Annotated in this window: 22 protein-coding genes and 2 tRNA genes; 19 read left to right on the forward strand and 5 right to left on the reverse strand. The window is 52.2% G+C overall.

Annotated features, from left to right (window positions below):
* Window positions 1-107: 107 nt before the first annotated feature.
* From E3E29_RS07490 to E3E29_RS07500, 3 genes are read left to right on the forward strand one after another with little or no spacing between them, the layout of a single operon-like run.
* Complete coding sequence (locus E3E29_RS07490; RefSeq protein ID WP_167910380.1) at window positions 108-902, forward strand: DUF2666 family protein; 795 nt, start codon at window positions 108-110, stop codon at window positions 900-902.
* A 60-nt stretch (window positions 903-962) separates the two neighbouring features.
* Window positions 963-1340 carry a Mov34/MPN/PAD-1 family protein gene (locus tag E3E29_RS07495; protein ID WP_167910381.1) on the forward strand — a complete coding sequence of 126 codons (378 nt, stop codon included), beginning with the start codon at window positions 963-965 and terminating at the stop codon, window positions 1338-1340.
* 51 nt (window positions 1341-1391) lie between these two features.
* Window positions 1392-1832 carry a metal-dependent transcriptional regulator gene (locus E3E29_RS07500; RefSeq protein ID WP_167910382.1) on the forward strand — a complete coding sequence of 147 codons (441 nt, stop codon included), beginning with the start codon at window positions 1392-1394 and terminating at the stop codon, window positions 1830-1832.
* Window positions 1833-1839: 7 nt separating this feature from the next.
* On the opposite strand, the gene E3E29_RS07505 is transcribed toward E3E29_RS07500, so the two are convergent.
* Window positions 1840-3174 carry an NCS2 family permease gene (locus E3E29_RS07505; RefSeq protein ID WP_167910383.1) on the reverse strand — a complete coding sequence of 445 codons (1335 nt, stop codon included), beginning with the start codon at window positions 3172-3174 and terminating at the stop codon, window positions 1840-1842.
* Between the two features lie 234 nt (window positions 3175-3408).
* Here E3E29_RS07505 and E3E29_RS07510 point away from each other — a divergent pair, with 234 nt between their 5' ends.
* Genes E3E29_RS07510 through E3E29_RS07520 form a run of 3 tightly spaced genes read left to right on the forward strand, consistent with a single transcriptional unit; the run spans window position 3409 to window position 5136 of the window.
* Entirely contained in the window at window positions 3409-3714 is a 306-nt protein-coding gene (locus tag E3E29_RS07510) for a Gar1/Naf1 family protein (RefSeq protein WP_167910384.1), read from the forward strand.
* 6 nt (window positions 3715-3720) lie between these two features.
* Window positions 3721-4632, forward strand: coding sequence for a transcription initiation factor IIB (locus E3E29_RS07515; protein ID WP_167910385.1), 912 nt, complete (start codon window positions 3721-3723; stop codon window positions 4630-4632).
* Between the two features lie 3 nt (window positions 4633-4635).
* Complete coding sequence (locus E3E29_RS07520; protein ID WP_342764691.1) at window positions 4636-5136, forward strand: metallophosphoesterase; 501 nt, start codon at window positions 4636-4638, stop codon at window positions 5134-5136.
* Between the two features lie 30 nt (window positions 5137-5166).
* On the opposite strand, the gene hpkB is transcribed toward E3E29_RS07520, so the two are convergent.
* Window positions 5167-5370, reverse strand: coding sequence for an archaeal histone HpkB (hpkB, locus tag E3E29_RS07525; protein WP_167910386.1), 204 nt, complete (start codon window positions 5368-5370; stop codon window positions 5167-5169).
* Window positions 5371-5679: 309 nt separating this feature from the next.
* Here hpkB and rbcL point away from each other — a divergent pair, with 309 nt between their 5' ends.
* The gene (gene rbcL / locus E3E29_RS07530) at window positions 5680-7014 is read left to right on the forward strand and encodes a type III ribulose-bisphosphate carboxylase (protein ID WP_167910387.1); all 1335 of its coding nucleotides are present in this window, start codon (window positions 5680-5682) and stop codon (window positions 7012-7014) included.
* 2 nt (window positions 7015-7016) lie between these two features.
* On the opposite strand, the gene E3E29_RS07535 is transcribed toward rbcL, so the two are convergent.
* Both E3E29_RS07535 and E3E29_RS07540 read right to left on the reverse strand, forming a co-directional pair.
* Window positions 7017-7202: a class III signal peptide-containing protein gene (locus tag E3E29_RS07535; RefSeq protein ID WP_167910388.1), complete on the reverse strand. Its 186-nt coding sequence runs from the start codon at window positions 7200-7202 to the stop codon at window positions 7017-7019.
* Window positions 7203-7287: 85 nt separating this feature from the next.
* Entirely contained in the window at window positions 7288-8496 is a 1209-nt protein-coding gene (locus E3E29_RS07540; protein ID WP_167910389.1) for a hypothetical protein, read from the reverse strand.
* 91 nt (window positions 8497-8587) lie between these two features.
* On the opposite strand from E3E29_RS07540, the gene E3E29_RS07545 reads away from it, so the two are divergent.
* Window positions 8588-8664: transfer RNA gene (locus E3E29_RS07545), tRNA-Thr, on the forward strand.
* 303 nt (window positions 8665-8967) lie between these two features.
* Window positions 8968-9045, forward strand: a tRNA-Pro gene (locus tag E3E29_RS07550).
* On the opposite strand, the gene E3E29_RS12050 is transcribed toward E3E29_RS07550, so the two are convergent.
* On the reverse strand, window positions 9024-9482 hold the full coding sequence (locus E3E29_RS12050; protein WP_342764703.1) for a hypothetical protein: 459 nt from the start codon (window positions 9480-9482) through the stop codon (window positions 9024-9026). The two genes, E3E29_RS07550 and E3E29_RS12050, sit on opposite strands and share 22 nt — an antisense overlap.
* A gap of 58 nt (window positions 9483-9540) precedes the next feature.
* Between E3E29_RS12050 and E3E29_RS07555 the strand changes: the two genes are divergently transcribed.
* The 10 genes from E3E29_RS07555 to rpl12p all read left to right on the forward strand — a co-directional run bounded on the left by E3E29_RS07555 (window position 9541) and on the right by rpl12p (window position 17827).
* The gene (locus E3E29_RS07555) at window positions 9541-11169 is read left to right on the forward strand and encodes an ABC transporter substrate-binding protein (RefSeq protein ID WP_342764698.1); all 1629 of its coding nucleotides are present in this window, start codon (window positions 9541-9543) and stop codon (window positions 11167-11169) included.
* A 165-nt stretch (window positions 11170-11334) separates the two neighbouring features.
* On the forward strand, window positions 11335-12249 hold the full coding sequence (locus E3E29_RS07560; protein ID WP_167910390.1) for a phosphate uptake regulator PhoU: 915 nt from the start codon (window positions 11335-11337) through the stop codon (window positions 12247-12249).
* Window positions 12250-12261: 12 nt separating this feature from the next.
* Entirely contained in the window at window positions 12262-13089 is an 828-nt protein-coding gene (locus E3E29_RS07565; RefSeq protein ID WP_167910391.1) for a D-aminoacyl-tRNA deacylase, read from the forward strand.
* A 129-nt stretch (window positions 13090-13218) separates the two neighbouring features.
* Window positions 13219-14349: a cell division protein FtsZ gene (gene ftsZ, locus E3E29_RS07570; protein WP_167910392.1), complete on the forward strand. Its 1131-nt coding sequence runs from the start codon at window positions 13219-13221 to the stop codon at window positions 14347-14349.
* Window positions 14350-14438: 89 nt separating this feature from the next.
* Window positions 14439-14633, forward strand: coding sequence for a protein translocase SEC61 complex subunit gamma (locus tag E3E29_RS07575; protein ID WP_167910393.1), 195 nt, complete (start codon window positions 14439-14441; stop codon window positions 14631-14633).
* A 14-nt stretch (window positions 14634-14647) separates the two neighbouring features.
* On the forward strand, window positions 14648-15106 hold the full coding sequence (locus E3E29_RS07580) for a transcription elongation factor Spt5 (protein ID WP_167910394.1): 459 nt from the start codon (window positions 14648-14650) through the stop codon (window positions 15104-15106).
* A 40-nt stretch (window positions 15107-15146) separates the two neighbouring features.
* Window positions 15147-15644, forward strand: coding sequence for a 50S ribosomal protein L11 (locus E3E29_RS07585; protein WP_167910395.1), 498 nt, complete (start codon window positions 15147-15149; stop codon window positions 15642-15644).
* A 114-nt stretch (window positions 15645-15758) separates the two neighbouring features.
* The gene (locus E3E29_RS07590; protein ID WP_167910396.1) at window positions 15759-16415 is read left to right on the forward strand and encodes a 50S ribosomal protein L1; all 657 of its coding nucleotides are present in this window, start codon (window positions 15759-15761) and stop codon (window positions 16413-16415) included.
* A 5-nt stretch (window positions 16416-16420) separates the two neighbouring features.
* On the forward strand, window positions 16421-17440 hold the full coding sequence (locus tag E3E29_RS07595; protein ID WP_167910397.1) for a 50S ribosomal protein L10: 1020 nt from the start codon (window positions 16421-16423) through the stop codon (window positions 17438-17440).
* A 69-nt stretch (window positions 17441-17509) separates the two neighbouring features.
* Window positions 17510-17827 carry a 50S ribosomal protein P1 gene (gene rpl12p, locus E3E29_RS07600; RefSeq protein WP_167910398.1) on the forward strand — a complete coding sequence of 106 codons (318 nt, stop codon included), beginning with the start codon at window positions 17510-17512 and terminating at the stop codon, window positions 17825-17827.
* The last annotated feature ends 44 nt before the right edge of the window (window positions 17828-17871 follow it).

Raw genomic sequence — 17871 nt, forward strand, 5'->3', positions numbered from 1 at the left:
CTCTCACTCTAGAGTGGGTTTCCTTTGGGTGATTTATAACTTTATCCTCCCGGTATTGTAGGAAAAGCTAAAATACCATCCCGCCCTAACACCAGCGGTGGAGAAAGATGGTGGTGGAAGACCATATAATGTTCACAGCTAAGTATAACGAGTGGAAAGTTGGGGATAAACTTCTGGACGTTGACAAGGATGAGAAAGTTGCCCATTTCCTGGCCAGTGTAGCGAACACCGTGAACGAGAGGATTCCTGGCTACCTAACTGGAGTCGTGAATGTGGCAGGGATAATGAGCCTTGCTGACGAAATCTCAAAGAGGGAGTTTCCAGACGCTGTTGTAACGCTCAAGTCCCCCGCGACATCCAAGAAGCTTGGGAACCTCGTTTATGAGGACGATAAGAAGCTCAAGAAGCTCCTTGTAGATGTTGCGAAGGCTGTACTTGTTAGGGAGACCCTCTCAAGATTCACCCGTGTTTCCTATCCTGAGGAGCCCCTTGGTAAAGTTAAGGTCGTTCTTCCCTTTGCGGAGGATCACGTTAACTTCACGGCGAAGCACGGGAAGTGGATAGTGGTGAAGAGGCTTTTGATAGACCCCGCCACCCAACCGGTGGACATCGCCAGGCTCCTGTCAAGCATAAACGAGACTGTAACCTTTAAGCTCCCCGTCTACGCGGGTATCGACGTTGATGGCATAGAGAACTGGTTCGGTGGCCTTAAAAAGGTGAAACGGGCAGATATCCCCGCGGTGGTTGAGAAGTACCTCCACCTCCAGCCGTCATCATTTGCTCCATCAGAGTTTGAGGAACACGCAAGGGTTTACGCCCTTCGGAAGATGGTCGAGACCGCTGGCCTCCCCTTTGATGTTCCAGTCAAGAGCCTTGAGAAGTACCTTGAGAGGGCCCCATGAAGCCTTTCTGACTTTTACTTATTTATCTTTCACTATTCAAACTAACCTGAGGGTGTGACTATGGCAGGAACAAAAATACGAATCAGGAGAGAGCTCCTTGAATACTTGCTGGAGCTCGCTAAGGAGTTTTATCCCAACGAGTTCGCGGGCTTTCTACGAGAAAAAGATGGGGTGTTTGAGGAAGTTCTCATAGCCCCCGCCGGTCACTTTGGGAGGACCTCCGCTTTCTTTAACACGTGGATGCTCCCCCTTGATGAGAGCATAAAGGGCACCGTCCACTCTCATCCAGACAGCGTCGTCTTTCCTTCCCCCGCTGACAGGTGGTTCTTCTCAAAGTTCGGTGGATTTCACCTCATACTGGGTTATCCATTTGGGTTGGATGATTTTGCTGCTTACGACAGCGATGGAAACCCCGTTGAGGTTGAGGTCATTCCGTGAATTCCGAAAACTACTTAAACATTTTTGGCTATCCTAACACGGTGGGTGGCGTTGGAAGTCAGCAAGAGGGAACAGGAGTATCTTGAAACGATGTACCTTCTCCACAGAAACAAGGGAGTGATCAGGGTTAAGGACATCTCAAAGGCCCTAGGAGTTAAACCGCCGAGTGTCGTGGATGCCTTGAAAAAACTGGACGAAAAGGGACTTGTAGAATATGAGAAATACGACAGGATACTCCTAACCGAGAAGGGAAATGAGATTGCAGAGGGCATCTACGCAAAGCACAGATTTCTTACAAGGTTTTTCGTTGATATCCTCGGAATTCCTCCCGAGATTGCCGAGCAGGACGCATGTGAGTTTGAGCACTACGTCCATGACGTAACCGTTCAGAGAATGCGAGAATTTGCATCTTTCCTCCAGGAGCAGTGCCCATACGTTCTCAAACAGTTTCTCAAGCATAATCTTCCAGAAGAAGAAAAGCTTGAGAAATAAAAAAACCTCAAAAGGCTCCCCCAAGGTATGCAAAATAGGCGGCGAAGATTATGGCCAGTACCCACATTAGTGGGTGCACTTCCTTCCATTTGCCCCTGAAAGCTTTTATTATCGTGTAGCTGATGAATCCAAGGCCTATTCCCACGGATATTGAGTACGTGAATGGTATGGCCATGATAACGAGGAACGCAGGGATTGCATCCGCCGGGTCACTGAAGTCCACTTGTTTTATCGTGCTCATCATGTAGTACCCCACTATCACCAGGGCTGGTGCCGTTGCGAAGGCTGGAATCGCGCCTGCGAGAGGGGCTATGAAAAGTCCTATCGCGAGGAACAGCAGGCCGACGACAAGCGCGGTCATTCCCGTTCTGCCTCCCTCCTCTATTCCGGATGCACTCTCTATGTAAGTGGTCACAGTTGACGTTCCGAGGAGGGCACCTAGGGTGGTTCCAATTGCGTCTGTAAGGAGTATCTTCTCTGAATCTGGTATTTTTCCTTCCTTTGTCAGGTAACCTGCCTTTGCGCTCAGCCCTGTTACCGTTCCGATGGTATCAAAGAAGTCTACCATTAAAAATGCAAATATGACCCCAAGAGCCCCGACATTGAGGAGGCCTTTGAGGTCGAGCTTGAGGAAGGTGTAGCTTACCGTTGGCATTGAGAAGAAATGATGAGGCCACGGCGCCGCTCCGGTGAGCCAGCCGAGCGTTGCGGTGGTTAGGATGGAAATTAAAAGAGCTCCTTTCATACGGTACGCTATGAGGATCGCCGCTAAGAAAAGGCCGAAAAGGAAGAGTAGCCCTGCCTTGCTCACCATAGCGGAGTAGTTCAATCCTGTGAACTGGAGGACACCGCTTTTGGCCGTGGCCGTTATAAAACTCACATCGTTAAGGCCTATAAACGTCAGGAAGAGTCCGATTCCTGCTCCTACCGCGTACTTCTGGCTCATAGGAATCGCGTTTATGACTGCGCTCCTTACCTTGGTCACGCTTAGGACTATGAATATCAGTCCTTCAACGAACACCGCCGCGAGGGCAACCTGCCAGCTGTATCCCATTCCCAATACAACGCTATATGTGAAGTATCCGTTGAGGCCCATTCCTGGCGCAAGAGCGAAGGGCTTCTTTGCGTAGATGCCCATTATTATCGTCGTTATCCCCGCTGAGAGAGCCGTAACCGCTACGAGGGTGTTGAAGGCCCCTTTTCCCATAGCGACGCTTAGTATTGATGGATTCACAAAGAGAATGTATGCCATCGTCATGAATGTGGTTATGCCCGCGAGTATCTCGGTTCTCATATTTGTTCCATATCTTTCGAATTCGAAGTACTCCTCAAACCATCCCATGTGAGCACCTCCTCTTATTGACGTTTTAGTGCATAATAAATGGCTTTTTAAGGTTTTTTTTAACATTTTAATGTTAAACATTTCGGTCGAGAACTTTCCTTGCATGAACCTCCTTGAAATGCCTAAACTCTGGGGTCTCTTGGAACTTCTATAAAAACCTTTTGCCAGAACCGAAAAATTTATAAGATGAATTAGCGAAAGATTTAAAAGGAAATGCCCTTTTGGGGTGGGGCTATGAAGAAGTTAGGTAAGGTTTCTCATTATGCAAAGCAGGGGTTCCTAATACTCCGGACGACTCGTGTGCCCAATCTCAACGATAGGATTGTTGATAAGAACCTCGTCTTCGTTGGCACGGTTAAGGATGTCTTTGGTCCTGTTAACGCTCCTTATGTGGCCATAAAACCGCGGGTCAAGAATCCCACAGATTACATTGGTTCCCTCCTCTACGTCGATGACAGGAGGGTTTCTAAGGGTAATACTCGTGATAAGAGGCGCAAGGACTCGCGGAAGAAGCGCCCCGCCCCCAGAAGGAGGGGGTGAGAACCTTTGGCTGAAAAGCGGGTCTGTCCGGTTTGTGGATCTACTGAGTTCTTCTATGATAGAAGTAGAGGGGAGCTCGTTTGCAAGGTCTGCGGCTACGTGATAGAGGACAACATTGTTGATGAGGGGCCTGAGTGGCGTGCCTTTGAGCCGGGTCAGAGGGAGAAACGTGCCAGAACCGGGGCGCCCATGACACTCATGATCCATGACAAGGGCCTCTCAACTGATATAGACTGGCGCGACAGGGATATCCACGGCAACCAGATCAGCGGTATGTACAGGAGCAAGTTGAGAAGGCTCCGCATGTGGCAGCGCAGGATGCGCATAAACGACGCCGCCGAGCGTAACCTTGCCTTTGCCCTCAGCGAGCTCGATAGGATGGCCGCCCAGATGAGGCTTCCGCGGAGGGTTAAGGAATCCGCCGCGGCCCTTTACAGAAAGGCCGTGATGAAGAAGCTCATCCGCGGGCGCTCCATTGAGGGGATGGTTTCCGCCGCGCTCTACGCGGCGTGCAGGATGGAGGGCGTTCCAAGGACCCTTGACGAGATTGCGCGGGTTTCCAAGGTTACAAAGAAGGAAATCGGCAGGAGCTACCGTTTCATGGCTAGGGGTCTCAATCTGAACCTCCGCCCCACCAGCCCTATAGACTACGTCGACCGCTTTGGAGATGCCCTGAATGTTACTGCAAAAACAAAGAGGCGCGCCAAGGAGATACTTAACGAGGCTATAAGAAGGGGTATAACCAGCGGAAAGGGACCCACGGGACTTGCTGCAGCGGCGCTCTACGTGGCCTCTTTACTGGAAGGGGAGAAGAGAACCCAGCGCGAGGTAGCGGAAGTTGCCAACGTTACCGAGGTCACCGTTAGGAACCGCTATAAAGAGCTCGTAGACAAGCTCAACATTAAAGTTCCCATATGAGGGATGCACTTGCTCGTGGCCGTCGTGAGCGACACCCACGTTGGGGACAAAGCAAAGTCCCTTCCTATCCCTTTTCTTAATAAACTCCGTGCTTCCTCACCCGACCTTATACTCCATGCGGGGGACATTACTTCGCACACGGTGCTTGAAGAGCTCGAGGAGATTACCCCAGTCGTGGCCGTCCGGGGCAACGTTGATCATCTTCATCTCCCGGAGGAGAAAGTGGTGGAGGTGGGAGATGTAAGTATTGGAATGGTACACGGTCACCAGTTCTTCAGCCTGAACTCCCATTTTTTGGCGCTCAAAGCTATGGACATGGGGGTGGACGTTCTGGTCTTTGGGCATACCCACCGTTTTTACTTTGAGCCCCTCTCCTTGCATGGTAGAAGGGTATACCTTCTGAACCCGGGGTCTCCCATGTTTCCGCGTTATGATTCCCCCGGCTTTGCCCTGCTCAGGACGGACGGAAAAGAGGTCGACGTCAGAAGGATAGAACTGTGGTGAAACAAAAACAGGTAGGAAAAGAAAGGGGCATCAGCTCCTGATAGCGAGCTTGATGTCCTCGGCCTTGACGGTCTTCCTGCCCGCGTGGTGGGCGAGCTCGACTGCCTTCTTGGAGATCTCTATGGCCTTCTCCTCAAGGTGCTCGGCAAGAACCTTGGCGGCATCCTCGCTAACGCGCGGAGCGCCGGCCTTCCTAATAAGCCTATCAACCGGGGCAATCGGCAACTCAGCCATTCCTTACACCTCCTTCCAGTGCTTTAAATGACTACTGCAGTTTATTCTAAGGCTAAAGCGATATATAAACTTTTCGGAAAACCTCCCCTCTGGAGTCGGTATTGTCCCCTCATCGGACTGGGAGAGATAGAAATTCAGAGTCTCCATGTCTCCACCGGGTAGGTGTTCCAATCCCCCCGCTGTGGATTTTTTTGTTTAAGTCCGTTTAATGCTCATCAAAGTCCCAGAAGGCGTTGAAATGGACATATTTGGACCGCATGATTTTTATAATGTTCTTCCCAATACAGGGTTTACCTGGAGGTGAAAAGCATGGTTGAAAAGTTTGATAAGATATACGACTACTACGTAGACAAATCCTACGAGCCGAACCCCAAGAGAGACGTTATCGCCGTCTTCCGCATAACTCCTGCGAAGGGCTACACGATTGAGCAGGCTGCTGGAGCGGTCGCCGCCGAGAGTTCGACCGGAACATGGACGACGCTCTACTCATGGTACGAGCAGGAGAGATGGGCAGACATGTCGGCCAAGGCATATCACTTCACGGACATGGGCGACGGCAGCTGGATGGTGAGGATAGCTTATCCAGAACACATATTCGAGGGGGGCAACACCCCCGGCTTCCTCGCAAGTGTAGCCGGAAACGTCTTCGGGATGAAGCGCGTTGAGTGGCTCCGCCTTGAAGACATCCATCTCCCCGAGAGGTTCCTGCGCAACTACCCCGGTCCCCAGTTTGGTATCGAGGGAGTTAGGAAGAAGCTTGAAATCTATGACAGGCCCCTTTACGGTGTTGTCCCGAAGCCCAAGGTGGGCTACTCCCCGGAGGAGCTCTACAAGTTGGCTCTCGACCTATACCTCGGCGGTGCCGACTACATCAAGGACGATGAGAACCTTACGAGCCCCTGGTACAACCGCTTCGAGAAGCGCGTTGAGGTCGTTACCAAGGCGATGGAGAAAGCTGAAAACGAGACCGGCGAGAAGAAGACCTGGTTCGCCAACATAACCTCTCCTATACTTGAGATGGAGCAGAGGCTTGAGCTCCTCGCAGATTACGGAGTCCCGCACGCGATGATAGATGTGGTTGTTCTTGGCTGGGGTGTTCTCGACTACATAAGAGATCTTGCCGAGGACTACGGGATAGCGCTTCATGCCCACAGGGCCATGCACACGGCCTTCGCTAGACACCCGCTCCACGGCATCTCGATGTTCGTCCTCGCGAAGCTCTACAGGGTAATCGGTGTCGACCAGCTGCACATTGGAACCGCCGGTGCCGGTAAGATGGAGGGCGAGAAGTGGGAGGTCATCCAGTACAAGCGCATAATCACCGAGAACCACTACGTCCCGGACGAGAACGACGTCTTCCACCTTGAACAAAAGTTCTACCACATAAAGCCAGTCTTCCCGACGAGTTCTGGCGGTCTTCATCCGGGCAACATCGAGCCCGTCATAGACGCCCTTGGGAGGGACATCGTCCTCCAGCTCGGTGGCGGAACCATGGGGCACCCTGATGGGCCGAAGGCAGGAGCTATGGCGGCTAGGCAGGCGATAGATGCAATAATGCAGGGAATCCCCCTCGACGAGTATGCAAAAACGCACAAGGAACTTGCAAGGGCCCTGGAGAAATGGGGCCACGTTACGCCTGTTTGACCTCATCCGCCTTTTGTTTCATTTTCTATTGTTTTGCTGATGTAGCTCGCTATCTGTCCGGTGCTGCTGTTGACGTTCTTCCCTGCCATCTCAGCTGCTTCTCTCACGTACCTCACCACGAGCATGACCATCGTAAGCGCCACCGCCAGCATCATTAGGTATTCTATGGCGGCTTGAGCCTTTCTCACCCCCTTCACCCCTGACATCCATACGCTCGGATAGTACTTAAGGTTTTGTATGCCCACCAAGAAAAAGGGGAGATAGAACGGGGAGTTAGTAAAGCATGACTTCAAAGCCCAGTTCGCTCAGCAGGTCGGCCAGTTCCTCGCTGTCGACGTAGACCAGAAGGTGGTGGTTCCCGAGGGTTCCGTCGAGGAAGTCGGGGGCATCGTCTATCCTAAGCTTCATCTGTGTTCTGCACCTGTTCTCGCTCTTTTCGCGCTCTACTACTTTCACTCCCGCTACTACGGCCTTTCTTCCTCTTATCTTCATGAGTGATGCCCTTCCCTTTGGCAGTTCCACCTCCACACCAACGCCTATTCCGCTCTCAAAGTGGGTCCGCAGGTAGTATCTGCCGATCAGCGGTGCCGTGCAGTGGGCAAGGATTATGTGGTTCATTCCGTAGTCCGCTACGTTTCCCATGAAGGCGGGTTTGTTGAAGAACTTCCTGACTATCATCATGCCGAGGAGGGCGTTCATCTCGCCTTCGCACGCTGCAGGAATGCCCTCCGCGTTGAATATCGCCAGGGCGAGGCACGGCGTTGTTTTAATCTTGCCTATGAGGTCAAAGCATCCTATTGAGAAGCCCTCCAAGTTGTAGTCCTCGATTATCCTTTTAAGCGCAAGGTAAACCCTCCCAACCCTAGCGAAGTCCTCTTCCGTCGGTTCCTTTATTCCCATCGCCCTCTTGACTATCTCCCCGAGGACGGCCCTGCCTTCTTCTTCGCTTATCTTATCGTAGTACTCGTAGAACTTCTTTAGGCTTATGTGGGTGTATGGGAGCTCAAACCTCTCGTTGATGAGCCAGGGGGAAACTCTGCCTATGAGACCAAGTCTCATCTTCAGGAACTTCTCCAGCGTCTCTTCCATGTCGCCGTAGCCCAGGAGGGCCGCCTTCAGCTCGTTCCTGTCCTTGACGAGGGTGGAGGGGATTATCCTGTCCCTGAAGTACTCCCTCAGCTCTATCCCAGCTGCCAGAGAGTTGTTGAACGGGTCTCCGTAGATTATAGTGGGCCTCCTGAACACCGCGAACTCCTTGAGGACCCCCTCCGTTCCGCCGGTGAGGGGGTACAGAACGAGGGCATCGACCTCATTGAAGTTTACCTCGGCCTTTGCCTCCTTGAAATCTGCCTTGCTTGTTATGAAGAAGCCGCCGAGGACATCGAACTCCTGGGCCAGCTCGGTTAAGAACTCGGAGGCCTTCTTCTCGAAATCCTTTGGATTTGCAAGTTCACTTATCCCGAAAACAACTCCTACCTTCATTTTTTCACCTTTAGTTAGTTGGATGGTCTGTTATAATAGCGTTGCGGTAGAGAGAAAAATTTATAAATCCTCTCTTCACGATATCAGTGGTGCCCCGGTGGCTCAGCCTGGCAGAGCGGCCGCTTGGTAAGCGGCAGGCCGCGGGTTCAAACCCCGCCCGGGGCTCCATAAGGACTTTTCTGAAGAGGTATCACGAAGGGAGTGGAGTTTTCCCGTGTTATGGGACTTATCTATTGAGGAATTTACACATTGTTGTCAATTCCCCAAGAGTTTACTCAAACTATATGTTCTGATAAGTGTGTGGCTCTTCTGTACTTCCGTTGAATTGAGAATTCGCTCTTTTTCATAACCAATTCTTTCTGAGGATTAAGGGAATCAATGTCTTTGCTATCCATACCGCATACCGTCTGATGATTCCCCTGTTGTACCACAAAATTTATAAGCCAACTCTGGCGATGGCTATACGGGCATGGGGCCGTGGGGTAGCTTGGCCTATCCTTCCGGCTTCGGGAGCCGGGGACCCGAGTTCAAATCTCGGCGGCCCCACCATTCAGCCCTTGCTTACGCAAGCGCTGGCGGAATTGTTTTGGTTCTTGCCCCTGAAGTTCGTTAATGTTCATGGGATTAATTATTTCTGGACCATTTATCCAACAAGTTTTTATACTCTTTCTCCCACTTTTCCTGGACAAATAATCCAGGTGATGAAACGTGAAGAAGGCTCCGTTTACTGTGCTGGTGTTTATTCTGCTCCTGGGGATGGTCTTTGCGGCAGGGTGCATTGGTGGAAACTCAACCCAGAGTTCCACCAAGTCCTCTCCAGCCCCTTCAACGACATCATCAAAAGTCCTTTCCACAACAACCTCTGAGCCCTTAACCAGCAGTACGACCATTACTGCGACTTCTTCCTCATCTTCGACAACCACTTCCTCATCATCGAGCCAGTCACCTACCACGACGACTTCGGCCTCAACTACAACATCCTCCACGTCTACCCAGGGGTATTATCCTATCACAATAAAGGACGATCTCAACAGGACCGTTACGATCACCAAAGAACCTGAGAGGGTCGTTACTCTCGCCCCGTTCATAACGGAGGATCTCTACTACCTAGGCCTCTTTGATAGAGTCGTGGGTGTAACTAACTACGACGACTTCCCGCCCGCGGTCGCTAACGTTTCCAGGGTTGGTGGCTACGGTAAGTACGCCAACCTTGAGCTCATTGCCAACCTCTCCCCAGACCTCATAATCGCAGATACCTATTCCCAGCCTATCCTCAGCAGTCTTGAGAAGATAGCCCCGGTGATAGTCGTCCGCGCCCACACAATGGACGACGTTTCGAGGGTTCTTGAACTCCTTGGGAAGGTCTTCAACTGCGAGGATAAGGCGAAGGAGGTTGTTACCACATTTCAGGCTAAGGTCAACGAGATAAGCTCCACTGTAAAGGACGAGCCTAAGGTTAAGGTCTTCTATGTCGTCTGGGGTAACCCGCTGATGACAGCCGGTGGCGACAGCTTCATTAGTTCCTTGATCTCCCTTGCTGGAGGCATTAACGTCTTCAACGACACCACTGGCTGGCCCTCGGTGAGTGATGAGCAGGTTCTCGCCAGGAACCCCGATGTCATAATCCTAACTCCTCACTGCGGAATGAGTGTTGAAGATGCCTTCAAGGAGTTCGCGGGGACAAGTGCAGCGGCAAACGGGAAGATCTATATGATTGAAAACGAAAACGACCTCATACACCCCAGTCCAAGGCTCCTCATCGGGCTTGAGACCCTTGCGAAGCTCCTGCATCCCGATGCGTTCAAGGAGAAATATCCTCTCACCATAACTGACTTTGAGAACAGGACGGTTACCATCCGGAAAGAGCCTCAGAGGATAGTCTCCCTTGCACCGAGCATAACGGAGACCCTCTTCTATCTTGGTGCTGGAAACAAGCTCGTTGGGGTAACTGATTATGCCGACTGGCCGGCTGCGGTGAACAACATAACCCGCATTGGCGGTTACGGTAAGTACGCCAACCTTGAGCTCATTGCCAACCTCTCCCCAGACCTCATAATAGCCGACGACTTTTCACTTCCAATCTTGGATCAGCTTGAGAAGATAGCCCCAGTCATAATCGTGGCCCCGAAGGACATCGACGGAATCTACCGCCAGATTGAGCTCTTAGGAGAGGTAACCAACAGGAAAGAGCAGGCCGACCTCGTCATCGGTGAGATGAAGGGAGAGATCTCCTACGTCGAATCTAAGGTTGCGAACCTCACGAGGCCGAGGGTCTTCTTCATCCTCAGCGCCTACGGCGGCGAGTACTGGACCGCCGGAAAAGACACCTTCGTCAACGATATTATCGACATCGCGGGTGGAAAGAACATCTTCGACGATATCAGTGGGTGGGGTAAGCCGAGCGAGGAGCAGGTTCTTGCGAGGGACCCGGAGGTAATAATCCTCCTCCCAACGGCGGGTATAAATGCCTCTCAACTCTGCGACGGGCCTTTCGCCTCGACAACCGCGGTTCAAACCGGAAGGATATACACGCCCAGCAACGCCGACCCCTACCTGCGGCCGAGCCCAAGGATAATTGAGGCAATTGACGAGATGGCCCGCTTCCTGCACCCTGAGGCCTTCGGCCTGCATGTGAACTCGACCGTCTGTAAGGTTGCAACAAGCACGGGCTGAACATGCTTTTGTTTTTCCTTTTCCGTTTGGTCTTTGGTCTATTTTGTTACCCTGTTTTTTCATATATCCTCATGCAATATCGTACTCCCCTGATTTTCAGGTGTTTATAGAACTCATAGAAACTCATTTAAAACCACTTTGGGATATATACCTCGGTGTGCCGGTATGGAGTTCCGAAAGATACAGTTTACCGGAAGGAGCTCATATATAATCTCACTCCCAAAGGCATGGGTTCTTGAGAACGAACTCAAGCAGGGTGACACAGTACCCCTGAACATAAACCCCGATGGGAGTATAACGATTTTTCCCAGAAAGCCCAGGGAGGTTAGTGAGAAAAAAGTCCTGACAGTGTCCAAGGAGTTCTCCCCTGACATGGCGGTTAGACTAGTCATATCTGCATACATCCAGGGGTACGACACCCTTGAGGTAATCTTTGCGGAGGAGATGCCCTTCTACAAAGTCAAGCTCAGGAAGGTTCTCCAGAGCCTTCCAGGTGTCGAGATAATACTTGATGAACCCCAGAGGATTATAGCGAAGAGCCTCCTTGATGAGGAGGAAGTAAACCTCTCCGAGATACTCCGCAGGATACGCTCAATAGTCCTTTCCATGATAGGTGACCTTGAACTCCTCGTTGAAAACCCCGGCGAGGAGGAGATACTAGGGGACATAAACGACCTTGAAAACGAGCTCGATAGGTTCTACTTCCTCGTGATCAGGACTGTCAGCAGGCTAATGAGTCAGAGGGCCCTGGGGGAAGAGAGTGGCATTATAAGGCGGAGCTTTGACATGATAGGGATTCTCTTCGTTGTTCGCAACGTTGAGCGCATAGGCGACCACCTCACTCGTATAGCTGGCAATCCTGAGCGTCTCGACTTCAAGCGGCTTAAAAACCTCTTTGTTGAGGTCATGGACCGCGTTGAGGACAGGGACCTCAAAAAGATAGATCGCATCATGCTCGAACTTGGCAGGCTCATCAAGGAGATAGATTCTAAGGAATCAGCTGCTAAGGAGAGCTACCGCAGGATCCTTGAATATCTGGAGAACATCGGGGAGACGATAATAAACATGGCGATAGGCTGAGGAGGTGATTCTATGAAGGTTATAATGACAACGAAGGTTGATCTGGCATCGATGAACATAATGGAGAAGCTAATTGAGAACTTTGGCTTTGATGAAACCGGGGAACTCTTTGATGGCAATCCCGTGTTCAAAAAGGGGGACACTCTCATACTGATGACCAACGAGGAGATGATATACTATGATGGCCTGGACACTTCCATAGAGCAGCAGCTCGGACTAAAGCCGGAGATCATAGCCTTTGCCTCCAGGCACTCCAGCAAGCAGAAACTCCCGGCACTGACCACACACGTTACCGGCAACTGGGGAGAGGCTATGTATGGTGGAAAGGATGGCAGTTTGGCCGTGGCACACCCCATTGCGATGAAACTCGCCCTGACCAAGCTCAACGAGCTCAACGACCTTGGCTGGACAGTTTGCTACGAGGCGACCCATCACGGGCCGAGTGAACTGGATGTTCCGAGCTTCTTCATTGAGATAGGCTCAAGCGAAGAGGAATGGGTGAACGAGAGGGCAGGGGAGATACTGGCTGAGACTATCGTATACGTCCTTGAGAACTTTGATAAAGTACCGCGTGGGAAGTTCCGGACTGCCCTCGGTATCGGAGGTGGACACTACGCCCAGAAGGAGACTGCAGCATCCTTGGAGACTGACTTGGCGTTCGGCCACATTCTCCCCAAGTACGCCCAGCCGGTGGGGGAGGAGATGCTCTTAAAGGCCATAGAACGAACCAGTGAGGGAGTTGATGTCATCTACACCGACTGGAAGGGAAGCAAGGGAGAAACAAGGCAGCTTGCTAGGAGTCTGGCCGAAAAGCTGGGGTTAGAGTTTATTAAGGGCTGAAGGTCATGACGAAAGGTTTAAAGCGTTCAACGTCAATATAACCCAGCATTGGGGGTTGATTGGCTAACTTTATATACTTTGAACCTGCATTTGGTTGCAGGTGTTAAATTACACCCGGAGGGTCGGAAGATGTTGAAACTGGTTGAAGATGCTATGAACAAGGCCGCTTCAGTTCCCGCTGGAACGGGAAATGCTCCTGCAGCCCAGCCCATGGGCCAGAGCGACATTGATGAGGAGCTCAAGAAGCTTCTGGAGCAGATTCAGGCGAAGATATACGTCGTCGGTGTTGGAGGTGCCGGCTGCAACACCATAAACAGGATGATGCAGGTTGGAATCCAGGGGGCCAAAATAATAGCCGCCAATACCGATGCGCAGGACCTTCTCAAAATACAGGCGCACAAGAAGATACTCCTCGGTAAGGAGCTCACCAAGGGCCTTGGGGCAGGCAACAACCCTAAGGTTGGAGAAGAAGCAGCCAAAGAGAGCGAGAGGGAAATTCGGGAAGCCATAGAAGGCGCCGACATGATCTTCGTAACCTGCGGTCTCGGCGGTGGAACTGGAACTGGAGCCGCCCCTGTTATTGCCGAAATGGCAAAGAAGATGGGTGCCTTAACAGTATCAGTAGTTACGCTCCCGTTCACAGTTGAAGGAATCAGGCGCATTAAGAACGCTGAGTACGGCCTTGAGAGGCTGAGGAAGGCCAGTGACACGGTTATAGTAATCCCGAACGACAAGCTCATGGAGGTTGCCCCGAACCTGCCGATACACATGGCCTTCAAGGTGTCGGACGAGATACTCGTCCAGGCAGTCAAGGGCATAACAGAGCTCATCACCAAGCCCGGTCTCGTTAACCTCGACTTCAATGATGTAAGGGCTGTCATGAAAGACGGTGGAGTTGCTATGATAGGCATCGGTGAGAGCGACAGCGAGAAGCGCGCCATGGAAGCCGCCCAGCAGGCTCTCAACAGTCCACTCCTCGACGTTGATATCAGTGGTGCTAAGGGCGCTTTGATAAGCATCAGCGGAAGCGACGTCAAGCTCGAGGAGGCCCAGCAGATCATAGAGCTCGTAACGAGCAAGCTCGACCCAGAGGCTCAGGTCATTTGGGGCATCCAGCTTGACGAGGAACTTGAGAAGATGATAAGGATCCTCCTTGTTGTCACTGGTGTCAGCTCCCCGTACGCCGTTGCTGAGGAGGAGTCCTCCCCGTATGAAAGTGAAGAGCGCAGGGTGATAAAACTCGGCGTTGAGGAATTCTGATATTCAACCGTTACCTTTTTATTTGACTTTCTGAGTTTACCCATAGGTCGGTTTATGTTACGTTAACGCAAAGCTGTGAGGTGTTTGCCATGGCCGAGAGCATGGGGGAGAAGATCAGGAACTTCCTCACCGAATCCAGAAGGGTTCTAATGGTAACGAGGAAACCGAGCTGGAAGGAGTACAAGATGGCATCTAAGATAACTGGAATTGGTATGATAGTTATCGGCACCATCGGTCTCCTGATAACCATCCTGGGTTATCTCATCACGGGTTCTGGCCTGTGAGTGGGGTTGATAACATGAGCGAGGGCAGGATCTTCACGGTCAGGGTCACAGTGGGGCAGGAGGAGACCACAGCCAAGCTGATATACAGCAAGGTTAATACCTACAACCTTCCGATTTATGCCATACTCGCCCCCTCTAAGGTCAAGGGGTACATATTCGTTGAGGCCCCCAGTAAGAGCGCCGTTGACGAGGCTATTAAGGGGATAAAGCACGCTAAGGGTACCCTTCCCGGGGAGGTTCGCTTTGAAGAGATAGAGCACTTCCTTGAGGAGAAGCCCGCTGTGAGCGGCTTCGAGCCCGGTGACATCGTTGAGCTCATTTCCGGCCCGTTCAAAGGGGAGAAAGCTAAGGTCATCAGGGTTGACGAGGCCAAGGACGAGATAGTCGTCGAGCTCATAGGTGCCATCGTCCCGATACCGGTCACAGTTAGGGGCGAATACGTTAGACTTATAAGCAAACATCAAAAGGAGTGAAAGGTCTGCTCAATAAGCGTGAATTTGAGAGGTGAGAAAAATGGCTCAGGTCGTTGAAGTGCTCGTTGAGGGAGGAAAAGCTTCACCCGGACCCCCGCTTGGTCCGGCAATTGGTCCGCTCGGACTCAACGTTAAACAGGTCGTTGACGAGATCAACAAGGCCACCAAAGACTTTGAGGGGATGCAGGTTCCCGTCAAGATCATTGTCACTGATCCAAAAAAGAAGACCTTCGAGATCGAGGTCGGTATTCCACCGGTCAGCCAGCTCATAAAGAAGGAGCTCGGCATCGCCAAGGGCTCCAGTGAGGCTGGTCACACCGTCGTGGGCGACCTCAGCATGGATGCCGTTATAAGGATCGCCAAGGCGAAGATCGACCAGATGCTTGCACCGAACATCAAAGCCGCTTCGAAGGAGGTCATCGGTACCGCTCTCAGCCTTGGTGTCACAGTCGAGGGCAAGGACCCCAGGGAAGTTCAGAAGGAGATCAATGAGGGAGTTTATGACGAGCTCTTTGCGAAGGCTGAGGAGGCCGAGTGAGGCCTCTTTTCCTTCCCGGATTTGGGGAAAAGTTTAAAAAGACCTTCTTTTACGCATCTTTGATTCTTAGACTGGCTTGTTAAAATCAGATGAACGAAAAAGGAGGGCTGTAAAGTGGCCTTCGACAGGCAGAAAATCGTGGAAGCGGTGAAGGAGGCGAAGGCCCGAGCTAGGGAAAAGCCGCGTCACTTCACACAGACCGTCGAGATGGCAGTCAACCTCAAGGATATAGACCTGAAGAAACCGGAGAACAGGTTCAAGCTTGAGGTTGTGCTGCCCCACGGTCGTGGGAAAGAACCAAAAATCGCGGTCATCGCTGATGGTGCCGTCGCGGAGGCGGCTAAAAAGCTCGGGCTTGATGTGATTAGTGGGGAGCAGCTTGAAGAGCTCGCGAAGAGCCCTAGGGAAGCCAGAAAAATAGCCAAGAACTACGATTTCTTCATTGCAGCGGCCCCACTGATGCCGAAGATAGGTAAGTACCTCGGTAGATACCTCGGTCCAAGGAACAAGATGCCGCAGGTCGTTCCGCCGACCATGACCAACCTCGAGCCGATCGTGGAGAGGCTCAAGAAGACGGTTAGGATACAGCTCAAGAACAACCCGGTTATTCACACCAGGATAGGCACTGAGGACATGGACGACGAGAAGCTCGCGGAGAACGCCGAGGCGGTTCTCAACGCCGTTCTTGGGAAACTGGAGCGCGGCGAGAACCAGGTTCGCTCAGTGTACGTCAAGACCACTATGGGACCGGCCGTTAAGATGGAGAGGTGAGGGAGATGGCCCACGTAGCCGAGTGGAAGAAGAAGGAAGTTGAAGAGCTCGCCGAGCTCATCAAGAAGTACCCAGTGATAGCCCTCGTCGATGTGGCCGGTGTTCCGGCGTACCCGCTGAGCAAGATGCGCGACAAGCTCAGGGAACACGCACTCCTCAGGGTCAGCAGGAACACTCTCATCGAACTCGCCATAAAGAGGGCCGCTCAGGAGCTTGGAAAGCCGGAGCTTGAGAAGCTCATCGACCACATTCAGGGAGGTGCCGGAATCCTCGCCACTGATATGAACCCGTTCAAGCTCTACAAGCTCCTTGAGCAGAGCAAGACCCCCGCCCCTGCAAAGGCGGGTGCGGCCGTCCCTCACGACGTTGTGATTCCGGCCGGACCAACCTCACTCGCTCCGGGTCCACTTGTCGGTGAGATGCAGGCCCTTGGAATTCCGGCGAGAATCGAGAAGGGTAAGGTCAGCATTCAGAAGGACTACACCGTCCTTAAGGCTGGCGAGGTTATAACCGACCAGCTCGCGAGGATCCTCAACGCCCTTGGTATCGAACCCCTTGAGGTCGGTCTCAACCTGCTCGCCGCCTACGAGGACGGGCTCGTCTACACTCCGGACGTTCTGGCCATAGACGAGGAGACCTACATCAACATGCTCCAGCAGGCATACATGCACGCGTTCAACCTCTCAGTCAACACTGCCTACCCGACCAAGCAGACCATCGAAGCCATCATCCAGAAGGCGTTCCTTGGAGCGAAGAACGTTGCAGTCGAGGCTGGATACATCACCAGGGACACTGTGGAGGAGGTCTTTGGCAGGGCAATACGTGCCGTCCTGCTCATAGCGCAGAACCTGCCTGAGGATCTGCTCGACGAGAAGACCAAAGAACTTTTAAACGCCCAGGCACAAATGGCAGTTGCCGCTCCTCAGCCGACCGAGGAGAAGGTTGAGGAGGCGGAGGAAGAAGAGGAAGAAGAGGAAGCCTCTGAAGAGGATGCGCTCGCTGGACTGGGCGCGCTCTTCGGCTGATTTCGTTTCCCTTGGATCCCTCAACAGATGAATAAAAAGAAAAAATGAAGATGATTGGAGGTGTGAAAAATGGAGTACGTGTATGCCGCTCTGCTGCTCCACGCCGCTGGTAAGGAGATAACTGAAGAGAACCTTAAGAAGGTCCTTGAGGCCGCCGGTGTCGGCGCCGACGAAGCCAGGATAAAGGCCCTCGTTGCCGCCCTTGAGGGCGTCAATATCGATGAGGTCATCGAGAAGGCCGCCATGCCGGTTGCCGCTCCGGCTGCTGTTGCCGCTGCTCCGGCTGCTGCTGAGGCTCCGGCTGAGGCCGCCGAGGAAGAAGAGGAAGAGGAAGAAGAGGAAAAGGAGGAAGAGGCTCTCGCCGGTCTCGGCGCCCTCTTCGGCTGAAGCCTCTTCCCTTTATTTTCGCCACTTTTCTTTTGGATTCATGC

Source organism: Thermococcus sp. Bubb.Bath, assembly GCF_012027595.1.
GTDB lineage: Archaea > Methanobacteriota_B > Thermococci > Thermococcales > Thermococcaceae > Thermococcus.